Origin of the sequence: Aliiglaciecola sp. NS0011-25, assembly GCF_040370605.1 — a bacterium.
GTDB classification, from domain to species: domain Bacteria; phylum Pseudomonadota; class Gammaproteobacteria; order Enterobacterales; family Alteromonadaceae; genus Aliiglaciecola; species Aliiglaciecola lipolytica_A.
Genome location: NZ_BAABWR010000008.1, coordinates 160,812 through 175,875 on the forward strand (window position 1 = coordinate 160,812; position 15,064 = coordinate 175,875).

Consider the following 15,064-nt stretch of genomic DNA (forward strand, 5'->3'; position numbering starts at 1 on the left):
TATGATAGATATTCACAGCCATATATTACCGGGAGTAGATGACGGAGCAAAAACTCTGGCTGAAGCGCTGGAAATGTTAAAAATGGCTGTGGATCAGGGGGTGAAAACACAAGTGCTCACCCCACATATACATTTTGGTCGTTATGAAAATACCAAAGCCGATTTAATCAATCGTTTTGCGCAATTTCAACAACAGGTTATTGAAGCCAATATTGATATTGAATTACGTTTAGGTGCCGAGATCCGAATTGGCACTGAGCTTATGCAATTGGTGCAGCAAGATCAAATTCCTTGGCTAGGCACTTACCAAGGCAAGAAAACTTTCTTGTTAGAGTTTCCTCGTATCGATGTGCCCCACGGCAGCGATAATTTAGTCCGCTGGCTACTGCAAAAAGACATTATTCCCATCATAGTGCACCCTGAACGCAATAAAACCTTTTTGAATCACCCTCACAAACTAGAAATTTTTACCGATATGGGTTGCCCACTGCAAATTACCGCCAGCAGTTTAACCGGAAAATTTGGGGATGACGTTAAACAGATGGCATTGCAATTAGTTGAACAAGACAAAGCCTTTGCTATCGCTTCTGATTGCCATAACTTGAAAGGACGTGCGCCGGATTTAAAACCTAGTATTGCAGATTTACCAGCGATTATTGGCCAAGATAAGCTCAATAACCTAGTGTTAAATAATCCACAATCCCTTTTCGACGGTAATGAAACTCGGCTTTGAAATGTAGATGCTATTTTTTAGTGGCTTACAGCCAATAAATTTCTTTATCTCTCTAAATTGCAGTGAATTCAATCATGACTAGTTCGTCTAAGCATTCCCCCAACAAACTAGCTAAAATCAGCAAACTAGCATGTATTGCTTTTTTAAGTTTTTTACTCATTCTCGCCTGTCAGTTTTTTATCTCATCCGTTCTTATTGTAAAACCGGAACAGACAATTAGTCTGTGGGAAAATAAAAAAAAGCCAGTGGACGCTGCTCAAGCACTTACAATTATATATCGTTTGGAGCGTGCGGAAAGACTGGCATTTTTACCACTCAGATTAAGGGATTCCACGAAAATCAATGAGCTATATAGCCGACTCTATCTAACTTTAGCTTTATTGGAGCACCCCGAAAGTAACTTAATATCAGCAGAACACTATGCCTTGCGATTGACCCAAGAGGCACCGTCAGATTATTTAGGTTGGACTTTACTTGCACAATCCAAAGTCAACAACGAAAACTACAATTGGGAAGATCAATCAGCTCTGACAAAAACACTAACTTTGGGCCCATTCGAAAGGACGAACCAGATCCGTCTTGTTCCTTTACTTATAGAGAATTGGGCAACTTTATCTCTCAAGAATAAGGCTCTTGCTAGTAATATGCTCCATGCCGCACTGAATGAACTCCATATGTCACGGTTAGCTGCTATGAATATGCGTAAATTTGGCAATATTGAGCCTTTTCGTCGATTGATCGCTAATTCACGATATAACGACCGTATTCAGCGGGTACTGCTACAATGAAAACACACATAAGCACTTGGTTAACAGCTAGCGCATTTTTATGTTTACTGGCTGTTCACATTGTTTCACCGTGGTTACACGGTGCTGAACTGGCTTGGGAGCTTTCCTCAATCGCGATAATCACGACTTTTGGGCTAATTCTTTTAGTCTTGGGTAAAGAACAGTTTTTTGCGGAGACTAGGCAGGTACAAAAACCACTATTGGTTTTGTTGTTGTGGTTGCTGTATTTGGGTATCTATTTAATTCCAATCCCCATGGAATTATTATCGATAATTAGCCCGCAAAGCGCTTATTATTATCAACTTAATACGAATACAGATTATGGGTACCTTAGTTTATCTCCTACCACCTCTGCCATCGAGTGGTTCGAACTCACCACCCTAGTGATGCTGTTTTTGCTCACTTACGTACTTTTAAAACGGCCACAGCGATTAAGCAAATTAGTGTATTGCTTGTTAATTGTTGCCTCAGCTACCGCGCTGTATTCCCTAGTAAATCATTACACTGGGGGACAATACCAACTTTCAAAGGCCATACCACCCTGGGATTCCGATTGGAACAAGGTGATACGGGGCACCTTTAGTTACAAAAACCAATATGCCATCTATTTAGCGATGAGCATTCCTCTGGCCCTTGGATTAACTTTTGATGTCTTAAAAAAGCGAAAGAAAAATTGGCAACATAATCGTTTATCACGTGCGCTGATTTATATCATCTGCTCGCGAATATTTGTCTATCTTTGCATCGCACTGTTACTGTTTTTCGTACTAACCAAAACCGACTCTAGAGGTGGTAACTTGGTATTTATGCTGGTTATCTGTGGAATATGTGCACGCTATATATTTTGGCAACAACAGAAGCTTAATAAACGAAAGTCACTTTTATCTATTTTTGGCGTAATTGTGGTGCTTGGACTGATTTTTGTGAATTCCAATTCCTTCGAGCGATTCGAAAAATATGGTTTTAGTGATAGCTCACGCTCTAACTTACACAGTGTGGCTTTAAGTGTGATAGCTGATTTCCCGCTATTTGGCAGTGGCCCTGGCACTTACCCGCTAATTCAACATCATTATAAACCTGAGTCATTGGGTAACAGTGAAATGTCGAAACGAGCTCATAACGACTACCTTGAAACCCTCGCGACCCAGGGTATCGTCGGGATCTTGATATTTAGTATTGCAATTTTACTTATGCTGAAAAAAGTATTCATGGGCAAATCGAGTACCCAACAAGGGCTGTTAATGGGCTGCCAAGCATCCTTGTTAATGTTGTTATTGCATTCAAGCTTCGATTATAACGTTGCTACTTTTTACTTATCCGCGCTGTTTTTTACCTTGTTAGCCATTGGATTAAGGTTAGTTGAACCTTCTAAACGCAGGGGGAGCGCCAGTGCTTAACTCTCCCCAAACAACACCAAAGCTAGTACAGCTTAGTAAGTTGATTCTTGCAGATCTTACAAGCTTGCAATCAATAGGTATGCAAGATGCGCAAGCGCTAACCGACATAGCCATTGAACACGGTGTGGCTGCCTTGCTTGCTCAAGTACTCGAACATCATAAGCTTAAAAGAACGTTTTTTGCTTCTTTAATCAATTATCAAATGCACCAAAGCTTACGCAATCAATTGTTAGAGCAACAGTTCCATCAAACTTTAACGCAGCTTACCGAGTCTGGGGTTCAATTTGTGGTACTTAAAGGTTATGCACTAGGCCACACGGTGTATACCAGCCCTTTATTACGAACCAAATCTGACGTGGACATTTTTATCAATAGCGATGATAAAAATGAGATTATTGAGGTCTTCGAATCAATGGGCTTTCGTAATCCAAGAGGGTGGAACCCTACAGCTATTATCAACCAATTTTCAATGCGTGAAACCTTAAGTCCTGGAGTAAACGTTGATTTTGATATTCATCTGCGATTAAGTAATGAACTTGGAGTAGAAAACATTCTCAAGTTTGATGAATTAGCCAACGCTGCGGATACCAAAACGCTAAGGAACATTCCTCTAGTGTGTAAATCTCACGGGCTAATACACGCAATAGTGCATCTTCTTCATCACCGCAATGTGGGTGATGCGGTGAAGTTGATTTGGTTATATGACTTGCTGCTACTTTGTCGACAAATGACCCATTCTGAAAAAGCTCATTTTCGTCAATGTGTTGATGAGAAGGGACTTGGCACACTAGCAAAGTTTGCCCTAGAATTGGCTAATAGCTATTTTAAGGACGAAAGTATTCACAGAGTGTTAGGTTTGATAGATGGTGCTTCATCAAACCCTGAATTAATATATTTAACGACCATAGATAGCCGTTCAAAACAGTTACAGCGTTCTTTGCAACAACGGAAAAGCTTACCAGAAAAGTGGCTATTTATAAAAGAGACAGCATTCCCACCAGCGCAAGAAATATATCAAAAATACGGAAAACAGCCGGGTTATTTAATGCCATTTTTTTACATTCGCCGTTTGATCGGCGGAGTAATTAAATACCTAGCTAATTAGATTCCTGTTAGCGGTGCTTGAGCCCGCGAGAATGCTTTATACCTTTTTCCATGGCCTGAAGACCATGCTACAACGTGGTTGTTGCTACCTGTAGGCGGGTGCTTTAGCCCCGTGTGAATGCTTTATACCTTTTTCCATGGCCTGAAGACCATGCTACAACGTGGTTGTTGCCACCTGTAGGCGGGTGCTTTAGCCCCGCGAGAATGATTAATGCTAGCATTCATGGGCTGAAGCCCATGCTACAACGTGGTTGTTGCCACCTGTAGGCGGGTGCTTTAGCTTCGCGAGAATGATTTATGCCTGATTCCATGGGCTGAAGCCCATGCTACAACGTGGTTGTTACCACCTGTAGGTGGGTGCTTTAGCTTCGCGAGAATGCTTTATACCTTTTTCCATGGCCTGAAGACCATGCTACAACGTGGTTGTTGCCACCTGTAGGCGGGTGCTTTAGCTTCGCGAGAATGATTTATGCCTGATTCCATGGGCTGAAGCCCATGCTACAACGTGGTTGTTACCACCTGTAGGTGGGTGCTTTAGCCCCGCGAGAATGATTGATATCTGATTCCATGGGCTGAAGCCCATGCTACATTGGGAGAGTTAACGAATACCAAGTTACATGAAATACCATTTGGTATGTTTATGTACGGCATCGTTGTTTAACAATTCGGTGATTGGCATCCACTGATAACTGCCATGCTGTTTATCTAATGGCAGGTTTTCTAATGGCTGGGTTAATTTTAACTTGTAGGCAATAGCTACATAATGGGTGCTAAACTCGTCCCCAAACACATTATCTTGATAAAAATGATCATATGGGCCTAGTAGAGTGGCTTGCTCCATAGTAAACACTTCGCCTAACTCTTCTTCGGTCAAACGCTTAAACGCTTCAGTTAAGGGTTCGTCTTTTAGAATACGACCGCCTGGCACAAACCAATAACCTTTAGCAGGGCGATTTAAGCGCTGCCCAAGCAGCGCTTCATTGTTTTCATTGGTGATCACCAAATCAATAGATACCAGCGGTGTGCTGGCAATGACAGTACTAAAGGTTGGTTTGTCTAAAAACATATGTTTTCTTATTTAATACTAAGCTTATTTTCTAAAGCTATCTTGGTTTGCTAAGAACCACTCATACGTACTGGCTAACCCATCTTCTAATGAAATGCTGTACTGCCAACCTAAGTCTTTTAAGCGCGATACGTTCATTAGTTTACGAGGAGCACCGTCGGGTTTAGATGCATCAAAGCTAATCTCACCTTCGTAGCCTGTTACCTTAGCGACTGTCTCAACTAATTCACGAATAGTACAATCAACACCTGTACCCACATTAATGTGACTAAGCATTGGCTGGGTATTCGCTTCGTAAGTAGCGTTGTCTAGTTGCATCACATAGATAGAGGCGGCAGCCATATCATCCACATGCAAAAACTCACGCATTGGCTTACCACTTCCCCAAGCTACCACTTCAGATTTACCTTCCAATTTCGCTTCATGGAAACGGCGAATAAGGGCTGGAATAACATGAGAGTTTTCAGGGTGGAAGTTATCGTTTTCACCATACAAGTTGGTAGGCATCACTGAACGGTAATTACGGCCATATTGGCGGTTGTATGATTCACACAGCTTGATACCGGCGATTTTCGCAATGGCATAAGGTTCGTTAGTTGGTTCAAGTGTACCGGTAAGCAGCGCATCTTCTGACATTGGCTGTTCAGCCAACTTAGGATAAATACAAGAGGAACCTAAAAACAATAAATCTTGAACACCAGCAACATGAGCACTGTTGATAATGTTGCATTGGATCATCAAGTTTTCATAAATAAATTCAGCAGGATAAGTGTTGTTAGCAATGATCCCACCTACTTTTGCTGCAGCTAAATACACTTGTTCGATGTTTTCTTTAGCAAAAAACTCACTGACTTCGGCTTGGCTAGTCAAATCTAGCTCTTTGCGAGTTTTAGTGACAATTTCCACATCACCTTGTTTTGTCAGCTGACGAACGATGGCGGAACCCACCATGCCTCTGTGGCCTGCAACAAAAACTTTTTTCATGTTGATTTACTCTTTAAATAATAGTCATTTCACCGAGATAAACCCTCGGTATACAAAAGGCGATAATATTGCCTGGGCTAAAGCCCGAGCCTACAACGAATTTTCGTCCGTTTTATTTTGTAGCATGGGCTTCAGCCCATGGAACACCGATATCAAAAACAGCTTCGGTAATGCAATTCCACCCGGGCTGAAGCCCGAGCCTACAACGAATTTTAACCCGTTTCATTTTGTAGCATGGGCTTTAGCCCATAGAGCACCGTTATCAAAAACAGCTTCGCTATTGCAATTTTCACCCGGGCTGAAGCCCAAGCCTACACCGAATTTTCGTCCGTTTCATTTTGTAGCATGGGCTTTAGCCCATGGACACCGATGTAAAAAATAATACCGGCATTTGAAATATTTCACTCGGGCTGAAGCCCAAGCCTACAACGAATTTTAACCCGTTTTAATTTGTAGCATGGGCTTTAGCCCATGGACACCGATGTAAAAAACAATACCGGCATTTGAAATATTTCACTCGGGCTGAAGCCCGAGCCTAAAACGAATTTTAACCCGTTTCATTTTGTAGCATGGGCTTTAGCCCATGGAGTACCAATATCAAAAACAGCTTCGGTAATGCAATTTTCACCCGGGCTAAAGCTCGAGCCTACAACGAATTTTAAACCGCTTTTATTTTGTAGCATGGGCTTTAGCCCATAGAGCACCGTTATCAAAAACAGCTTCGCTATTGCAATTTTCACCCGGGCTGAAGCCCGAGCCTACAAGGAGTTTTGCCTTACTATTCTCTGGATACTGCTAACGAATAACCGTGTTCTTTTAACAAGGCATGTTGCTTGGCTTTATCCAAATCACTGCGAACCATTTCGGCACACATTTCTTCTACTGTGATCTCTGGTACCCAACCTAGTTTTTCTTTGGCTTTTGAAGGGTCGCCTAACAAGGTTTCTACTTCTGCTGGACGGAAATAACGTGGGTCAACTTTCACAATCACATCACCAACACTTACACCTGGTGCATCGTCACCGCTAACAGCAGTAACGGTAGCAATTTCATCTACACCTTCGCCGCTAAATTCAAGAGTAATACCGGCTTCTGCTGCAGACATACGAACAAACTCACGTACAGAAATCTGTTTACCAGTTGCAATAACAAAATCTTCTGGCTTGTCTTGTTGCAACATCATCCATTGCATACGAACGTAGTCTTTTGCATGACCCCAGTCACGCAATGCATCCATATTTCCTAGGAACAAACACTTTTCTAGGCCTTGGGCAATGTTCGCAATAGCACGAGTAATTTTACGTGTTACAAAGGTTTCACCACGACGCGGAGACTCATGGTTAAACAAAATACCGTTACAGGCATAAATACCATAGGATTCACGGTAGTTTACTGCTATCCAGTAAGCGTACATTTTTGCCACGGCATAAGGTGAACGTGGGTGGAATGGCGTGGTTTCTTTTTGTGGAATTTCTTGTACTTCACCGTAAAGCTCTGACGTAGAGGCTTGGTAAAATTTCGTTTTCTTTTCTAAACCTAAGAAACGAATCGCTTCTAACAGGCGCAAAGTACCTAAAGCATCCACATCAGCAGTATATTCTGGCGCTTCAAATGAAACCGCAACGTGAGACTGAGCGCCCAAGTTGTAGACTTCATCAGGCTGAACTTCACGCATAATGCGGATTAAGTTAGACGAGTCAGATAAGTCGCCGTAATGTAACTTGAAGTTAGCATTTTCAACATGTGGATCTTCATAAATATGATCAACACGCTGAGTATTAAATAATGAAGCACGACGTTTAATACCGTGAACTTCATAACCTTTTTCTAATAAGAACTCAGCCAGGTAAGAACCGTCTTGACCTGTAACCCCAGTTACCAATGCGACTTTTTTTGTCATTTTATTTCCTTTGCAAAATCTGAATTTGATTCCGTTATCTCTGTTAATCTACTAATAAATCTATCAATGATGACATTTTTATCTAAATGGGACAGCGCAAACTTTCGTGCTACCTCATTGTGTTTAGTTGTGTTCTTTTTAATAGAGTTTTCTATTGCTGACACTAGTGTACCAATACTTTCCGGCTCAATACACTCATAGATGCCAGGCTGTTCTTTTTCAATACGCCCCAATTCGGTATCTTCTTCCGCGGTGACAATTGCATGACCACCGGCAGATAATATATTGGTTAGTTTTGAAGGTAAAACCGCATCGGCAGCACCTTTTTTCTGAATCACCAAATGGATATCAGCCATAGCAAGCAATTGGGGTACTAACTCCCAAGGTTGCAAGGGCTTAAAATACACATTCGACAATTCAAGATCACTTGCCATTGTTTTTAGCTTATCAACAATAGCCCCTGCGCCAACAAATACAAATTTGATTTGGCTGTTTTCTCGTAAAGCACTGGCAGCATCTAAAACAATTTCCAAGCCTTGCTTCGCGCCCATGTTACCAGCATAAAGTACAATTTTATCTTGGTTACTAAATCCCCAATCTTGGCGCAAAACAGAACCGTCGGTGTCTGGAGCTACAAAAGTAGTATCTGACCAATTGGGAAAATGAATTAATTTCTGTTCTGGCACACCCTTTTTTTTCGCGTTTTCTAACATACTATAAGAAATAGTCGATACCGCATCGAAACCAGACATTAACCAACGTTCAATTCTCTTAGCGACACTTGCAGCTTTACCATCCCCCATTAACCCAAGACCAAATATTGCATCGACTTCAAAGTCTTGAATGTGTAAAACCGTTTTAGTGCCAATTAATTTGGCATACAACAAAGTTAAAGGCGCACAGAACAAGGTAGGTTGAACCAAAATAATCACGTCCGGCTTTTTAAAAAGACGACTAAAAAGGGCCAAACCGGAACTAAAGGCAAAGGTAGCTAAATGCAGTAAACGCTTAATGGTGGTAACTTTTTCAGGGACATACAAAGGGCAACGAACTAGCTCTACACCGTTTTTAATTTCAGACTTAAACCAAAACTTACGATAGCCAGTGTGAACTTTCCACTCGGGATAATATGGAGGCGCGACAATAGCAGTTACGTTCACACCTCTTTCCACAAACGCTTCACACATCTCACCGTTGTACTTGCCGATTCCAGTTAATTCCGGCGCATAATTTAAACTTTTTAAAAGCAGCTTCAAGCTATATCCCTATCAAAATTGCCAACTAAATTCACGCTCGAACCATTTCCTAGACTGTTCTGTTCTTTATTTTTCAAGCATTTTTAGTACTTGTTTATACAGCCTTAAATCAGCTACAAAATAACTATGGGTCAAAAAGGTAAATTCCCCTACCATTTGTTGTGCAATATGCAAGTCTCTTACCAGTAAACTAGAATTTACTGTAAATTTGTTGCAATAATTTGAAATTTACAAAAACTAAGGCTTCAAAACAACGAGCGTTCACTTTTGCCAAAAAAACAGTACTTATGTAACTGAATACTCTGTGACAGATAGATTTGGAAAAGAGAAACATTTTTTACAGACTAACCAATACTAAGATGCGGGTGTTAAGTCTCTATTTCTATAGTCGAGATTGTCTCATTAAAAGGCAGTTAAGCCAATCGTTGCACCATAAATGATCAGCTTCATAGTCCTAAGAAGGATCACGTCGTCGATTGACCTGTTACTTGCCTTTTTTTAACTGGTTTAGCCGGGTACCCTAGGCAGATCATGCCACTTGGCATGTCCTCAAAAACGGAACTTCTCGCCCCAACTAAAGCTCCTTTGCAAATAGTTATACCAGGAGCAACAAATACATCCGTTGCCAACCAAGCTTCAGGCTCAATCACTATGGGTTTTGCATAGATATCAAAAGTTTCTACTTCAAAGTCGTGGGAACCTGTGCAGAGATAACACTTTTGCGAGACCACTGCATTATTACCAATAGTAATCTCACCTAGAGTATAAAGCTCTGCTTCATCACCGACCCAAGCATAATCCCCGACAGTTAATTTCCAAGGGTATGTAATTTTTACCGTTGGTCGAATAATTACGCCAGTACCAATTTTTGCTCCAAATAGCCGAAGTAACCAATTTCGCCATTTATAAGCGAACTGAGGAGACCAAGCAAATAAGCTCGCTTGTACGAGCCACCAGAGTTGCACCCATAATGCATTACGCCCCCGAAAGCCTGCAGGCACGCGAAAGCGACTAAGGTTTTGATATGTCATCTTGTATCATTCCATTAATAAGTTGACTAAGGGTTCCATCTGTAACTTCTTTTTGCTTGTTGAACAGATTTATTCTTGCCAAACGCGCATCATTAGCAAACAAATTACATTTTTGAGCATTTAGGATTGAAAGAACAAATTCTTCGGCTAAGTTTTTATTTTCTTCAAAAGAAAACCCACCTAAACAACCAATCACATCTTTCATACACCCCCTTTGAGAACCAATTAAGAGTCCACCAAATTGAGCTGCTTCATACAATACAAGTGGTTCAGCTTCATTTTGATATTTCGACGGAAATACGAAACAATCTAATGATTGAAAAAATTTTTGTTTCTCATGTCCGTAAACAGAACCAACATACTCTACCTCTTTCAAATCTTGTAAAGCTCTTTCTAAGAGTGTTTTTTCAGCTTCACTTGAGAAGGGCCCAGCCACCCTCGCATGAAAATCAACACCTGCTTCTTTGAGCGCTATACAAACATCAATAAAAATATCTAAACCTTTATCGATACTCAAATTAGCAAGATGCCCTATCACTAATTTGCTTTTTCTTTCAGTGACACTCGACTCTACTGATTTAGGAAAAAAGGCTAGATTGGATAACACCACAATATTATTTTCAGGAATAGCATAAAGCTCTATAAGTTTTTCCTTCATTTTGGCACCTAGAGCGACGTGGACAGTTTTATCACCCAAGAGTTTATTCAAAATAAAAAACAGTCTACTTTTGTTATTGAGGTAACTGAATGAATGGTGATGGATATATAAGTGTGAATTGAAAGCTTTACAAATGATAAAAAATACAACGTCAAATATCTGACCTGAACCACCATTGATTGGACGATATATTGTTTTGTGTTTTCTAAAAGTCAGAGTAATCAATAGCCGAAAATAAGAGACAATAGTATGGAATATTTTAATAAATACCCACAACTTTCCAGGGAATAAAAATGCAGCGTAGGAAGGTACCGTATTTAAAACATAAACATGCTTAGACTCTCTTAACTCTTTGAGTATCGATTCATTTATGTTTGACATACCATGTATCGGTTTGGCTCGGTCAAGCAATGCAATCACGATTCCCCTGCCTCTGAAATTTTAATCTTTTTTGCCAGCAAAGCATCGTAAATTGGTGTAAGACTTTTAACTTTTCGCGCCAATTCTGGGTTTTCCTTAAATAACTCTGCGTATCTATTTTCATTATTCGAAACAAATTTAAAATCAGTATTTTTTTTATTCGGATCACCGTACAACGATTCTAACTTCGCCATATTTTCACGAGACGATAAAAGTAAACTATTACTAATAATTGGTTCTTCGATTTGATACCCAAGTAGATCTAATATTTGGGTAATACCTACAAATTGATTTTTAATGAGATCATCATAAGAAACAAAAATAGTGTTTTCGGAACTAAGCCAACTGCGATGAAACAACGACCAATAATCGATACCTACTCTCGATGAATTTAAAAACCTTTCGAAAGAGCTATAATTCTTTCCTTGCTCATTAGTCATATATTTATAGTACGATACGAGCGCTTTTTGTGGCTCTCGAAATAAGACTACCGATTTATACTCTTTACACTTACGAGTATTATAAAAATGTGTTTTTAGAAATGTAGGGCATTCATTTGAAAAAATGGCGTTGTCTAAATTTCTATTTCCCCTAATCTCAGGGGCCAGTAATTGTATATTGTCGAAGTTTACCTCTTGAGGAAAGTTTGTCTTTTCTGCAATAACATTGGAAAAAACAAATCTCAACCAAGTATTCCCAGACTTAGGGAAAGACGCAAGTAAAACTGCATTAGTGTTTTGTTTAGCCGGTACCTCCCAACGGGACCTCAGACATTTCTCTATTTTTTCAATTATCATAATTATTGAGCACCTTACAAAATATATTAAAGTATTGATTCGCTACTTTTTCTAATGTGCACTTCGCCATTATCTCCTCAATGTGCTCAAATTTAATACTTTCCACCGGAGCAGATATGAGGTTATCTAACATTAAACAAGACTCATTTATGTCAAATTCGATAGGTAACAAATATTTATAATTCCGTCCGACAATATTTTTATGTTCGTCAATATCGCTAAGCAACATCTTATTGCCTAATGCTGCATTTTCTACCACCGAGTTGGGCATACCCTCATATTTACTCAATGATATGAATACATCTGCTGATGTAAAAATATCGCTTATTTTTTCTTCAAATGGTTTCATAAAAACTTGGCTTCCCAAGTATTCCGAAAAGATTCCCTTTACCACGTCCTCTTGGCTTCCTTCTCCAAAAATATGTAAGTTCACTGACTTACGTTTACTCACGTATTTGGATAAAAACTCCGCTGTTCTTATAATATTCTTTTGCTCTTCAAGCCTTCCTGCGTAAACGATGTTGCATTTACCATCATTAAAATAGTCGTTTTTTCCTTTTTCTTGTATAAATGCGTTTTCTATTAAACTAATTTTCACATTTTGTATTCTATTTTTACGCCAGTAAGATGCACCTTTTTCAGAGTTTGCAATTATATGATTGGCTTTTTTAGCAAATTTCTTTCTCAAATTGAATAAAATACTATCAGGATATTTAGAGTTTCTTTCTGCCATAATCCACAAAATGTTACTCTTAATTTTTTTTAAAAAATAAGCATAAAAATCAGAAGATCTTAACCAAGAAAATAAAACAACTTTGTCGTTAGGTAAAATGCTACTTATTCGAGCAATGTTTCTGGGGTCATAAAAACTTGAATAATTTATTTTATGAAGAATGAGCCCTCCTGTTTCTAGTAGGTGAAAGTAAAATCCTTCATAAAAATAAATAAGGTGTACTTCCAACTCCAAATTTTTTTGAAGTTGATTAAGTAAATAAACACATTGTCTTTGTGCTCCCCCTTTACCAAAACCATTAATTAGAAAGTAAATTTTTTTCTTCATTTTTGTTTGCTCAAAGAAAGTAAGTATTCGCGTTTCTCGCTTTCCTCAAGTTGCTTGGTTTCAACTCCCGTGGAAATAACTTTTTCCTTGTATTCATTTAAAGACTTAATTTTTCTGGCTGGCACGCCACCATAGACATAACCGGCTTCGAGATCTTTAGTAACGACTGAATAAGCACCAACAACTACGTTACTGCCAATTGTAATACCAGGCATTATTACCGCTCCATAACCTAAAAAAACGTTATCCCCTATATTAATTCCTTTTATGACATCTAGTTTTGGTAATTCATTTCGGAATACCCAAACACCGCCATCATGAGTCTCAAACCTAACTTTTGTAGCGCTAACGTGATTGCCCATTTTTATCAAGTATGGTTCAGTACTGAAGTCAACTTTTATTAGCCGGCACCCATCACCAAATTGAACACCAATCTTCTTAGCGTAACCTAAGGGGTTTAGTGATTTATATATGTAGATAAATAGTCGTCTAATCATTTTCTTGTAACCTTAAAAAGCTTCTTGTATATAAAAAATAATAGAAATAACCAAACTAAATTTCTGATTGGAAAGGAAAAAGCATAACGTGGTAACTCACTGATCAATCCCAAAGAGAATAAGTAAATTACAATGTATTGAAGATCGCCATGGTTTTGGCGAACACCATTTTCAACAAATTTTGTAAAAAGACCGACAATGAATAACAATATGACTACCCCATATACTCCAAAGTCCAAATAAGAATCAGATACTATATTAGTCCCAACACTCCAAGTAGCGTTTGCACCAAGAATTTCTGTTGTATTAACTTCTGCACTGTTGGTAAAGGGGTCATTTGGATCAACAATCATACCGCGAACAAGCGGTATAACACCCAATAGTCCTATTGCTTTAAATTTTCCCTGAAAACTTTCATCTGTTTTTTCCAAATATGAAATTGAAGCTCTAAGAGAAATAGTAGTGTTATTCAATGACCCTTCGAAAAAAGAGCTTTTGCTATCTTCCGAGTCTGATATTGAAGAAGCTATAGAAGAAAAAGAACGCTCTTCGAGTTTTCTGCTTTGTTCAATTACTCCATACAAAGCAATACCAACGAATACTGTTGCAGCAACGCCCACATAAGAGATTCTGCGACAGAATGTAAAATATCCCCCAAGTAAAACTATACCGTGAATAAAGAAAGTATTACGATCTCCTAATACCAAAAGAACCATACACCAAAATAAGACCACTAAAATAGAAATCATAAGTAATGTTGAAATTTTGTGACCGAGAGCTTTCTTAGCGATAAATATAGCCGCGACTGAAAGTGAAAAATGGTTTAATAAGAAATAAAGTCCATTCTCCGTACTGCTTCCAACATCAGAACCGGAATATGCTCCCTGAATCATCTTTGGAAGAGTTGCCAGAAGATTGATTAATATCAATGAAAAAAAAATGTAAATTACAGAGGTAACAAAAAAACTATAATCCCTTTGTTTCTCTGGGCTTAAATTTTCGCTTTTATTGGGTAGGATTTCTCTTCCTAATAAAAAACTAAGGTACCCAATATTAGATAAAATTATAGCTTTATTAGAGTGCTCTACAAATGTATGAGAAAAAAACGGGCTGTAATAAATGTCAGATAAACCAAACGAATATGTAAGATAGGGCAAATAAAATAATATAAAGTAAAATATTGTAAATAAAACAAGCACATTGATTTTAGTATCAATTGCTTTAAATACTGTGAAACGATTCTTTGCAAAGGCTATAAATAGTAGGCCAAACATAATACTTGATGAATAGACTATGTATTCGGAAACGCCATAACCAACAAAATAAAAGGTAACAAAATTAACCGTCAATAAAATTAATAAAATAACCATAAC

At 38.8% G+C, this 15,064-nt stretch carries 14 protein-coding genes; 4 read left to right on the top strand and 10 right to left on the bottom strand.

What is annotated here, in order from left to right; all coding sequences use genetic code 11:
* Position 1 precedes the first annotated feature (1 nt).
* The 4 genes from ABWV72_RS09025 to ABWV72_RS09040 all read left to right on the top strand — a co-directional run bounded on the left by ABWV72_RS09025 (position 2) and on the right by ABWV72_RS09040 (position 4,023).
* Complete coding sequence (locus ABWV72_RS09025) at positions 2 to 733, top strand: tyrosine-protein phosphatase (RefSeq protein ID WP_342806497.1); 732 nt, start codon at positions 2 to 4, stop codon at positions 731 to 733.
* Positions 734 to 807: 74 nt separating this feature from the next.
* Positions 808 to 1,521, top strand: coding sequence for a hypothetical protein (locus ABWV72_RS09030; protein WP_353370107.1), 714 nt, complete (start codon positions 808 to 810; stop codon positions 1,519 to 1,521).
* Positions 1,518 to 2,918, top strand: coding sequence for an O-antigen ligase family protein (locus tag ABWV72_RS09035; protein WP_353370109.1), 1,401 nt, complete (start codon positions 1,518 to 1,520; stop codon positions 2,916 to 2,918). Before ABWV72_RS09030 ends, ABWV72_RS09035 begins: the two co-directional genes overlap by 4 nt.
* On the top strand, positions 2,911 to 4,023 hold the full coding sequence (locus ABWV72_RS09040) for a nucleotidyltransferase family protein (RefSeq protein ID WP_353370111.1): 1,113 nt from the start codon (positions 2,911 to 2,913) through the stop codon (positions 4,021 to 4,023). The genes ABWV72_RS09035 and ABWV72_RS09040 overlap by 8 nt, the downstream gene beginning before the upstream one ends.
* A 612-nt stretch (positions 4,024 to 4,635) precedes the next feature.
* On the opposite strand, the gene ABWV72_RS09045 is transcribed toward ABWV72_RS09040, so the two are convergent.
* The 10 genes from ABWV72_RS09045 to wzy all read right to left on the bottom strand — a co-directional run bounded on the left by ABWV72_RS09045 (position 4,636) and on the right by wzy (position 15,061).
* Positions 4,636 to 5,088 carry a GDP-mannose mannosyl hydrolase gene (locus ABWV72_RS09045; RefSeq protein WP_353370113.1) on the bottom strand — a complete coding sequence of 151 codons (453 nt, stop codon included), beginning with the start codon at positions 5,086 to 5,088 and terminating at the stop codon, positions 4,636 to 4,638.
* Between the two features lie 24 nt (positions 5,089 to 5,112).
* Positions 5,113 to 6,072 carry a GDP-L-fucose synthase gene (gene fcl, locus ABWV72_RS09050; protein ID WP_353370115.1) on the bottom strand — a complete coding sequence of 320 codons (960 nt, stop codon included), beginning with the start codon at positions 6,070 to 6,072 and terminating at the stop codon, positions 5,113 to 5,115.
* A gap of 778 nt (positions 6,073 to 6,850) precedes the next feature.
* A complete protein-coding gene (gmd, locus tag ABWV72_RS09055) occupies positions 6,851 to 7,972 on the bottom strand; it encodes a GDP-mannose 4,6-dehydratase (protein ID WP_353370117.1) in 1,122 nt (373 codons plus the stop codon).
* On the bottom strand, positions 7,969 to 9,228 hold the full coding sequence (locus ABWV72_RS09060; RefSeq protein WP_353370119.1) for a glycosyltransferase WbuB: 1,260 nt from the start codon (positions 9,226 to 9,228) through the stop codon (positions 7,969 to 7,971). Before ABWV72_RS09060 ends, gmd begins: the two co-directional genes overlap by 4 nt.
* Before the next feature lie 464 nt (positions 9,229 to 9,692).
* The gene (locus tag ABWV72_RS09065; RefSeq protein ID WP_353370121.1) at positions 9,693 to 10,259 is read right to left on the bottom strand and encodes a putative colanic acid biosynthesis acetyltransferase; all 567 of its coding nucleotides are present in this window, start codon (positions 10,257 to 10,259) and stop codon (positions 9,693 to 9,695) included.
* Complete coding sequence (locus tag ABWV72_RS09070) at positions 10,240 to 11,337, bottom strand: glycosyltransferase family 4 protein (protein WP_353370123.1); 1,098 nt, start codon at positions 11,335 to 11,337, stop codon at positions 10,240 to 10,242. The genes ABWV72_RS09065 and ABWV72_RS09070 overlap by 20 nt, the downstream gene beginning before the upstream one ends.
* Positions 11,334 to 12,134 carry a sulfotransferase domain-containing protein gene (locus ABWV72_RS09075; RefSeq protein ID WP_353370125.1) on the bottom strand — a complete coding sequence of 267 codons (801 nt, stop codon included), beginning with the start codon at positions 12,132 to 12,134 and terminating at the stop codon, positions 11,334 to 11,336. Before ABWV72_RS09075 ends, ABWV72_RS09070 begins: the two co-directional genes overlap by 4 nt.
* Positions 12,124 to 13,194, bottom strand: coding sequence for a glycosyltransferase (locus tag ABWV72_RS09080; RefSeq protein ID WP_353370127.1), 1,071 nt, complete (start codon positions 13,192 to 13,194; stop codon positions 12,124 to 12,126). Before ABWV72_RS09080 ends, ABWV72_RS09075 begins: the two co-directional genes overlap by 11 nt.
* Positions 13,191 to 13,691, bottom strand: a complete 501-nt coding sequence (locus ABWV72_RS09085) for an acyltransferase (protein ID WP_353370129.1) — start codon at positions 13,689 to 13,691, stop codon at positions 13,191 to 13,193. The genes ABWV72_RS09080 and ABWV72_RS09085 overlap by 4 nt, the downstream gene beginning before the upstream one ends.
* Positions 13,688 to 15,061, bottom strand: a complete 1,374-nt coding sequence (gene wzy, locus ABWV72_RS09090) for an O-antigen polysaccharide polymerase Wzy (protein WP_353370131.1) — start codon at positions 15,059 to 15,061, stop codon at positions 13,688 to 13,690. The genes ABWV72_RS09085 and wzy overlap by 4 nt, the downstream gene beginning before the upstream one ends.
* Positions 15,062 to 15,064 lie beyond the last annotated feature (3 nt).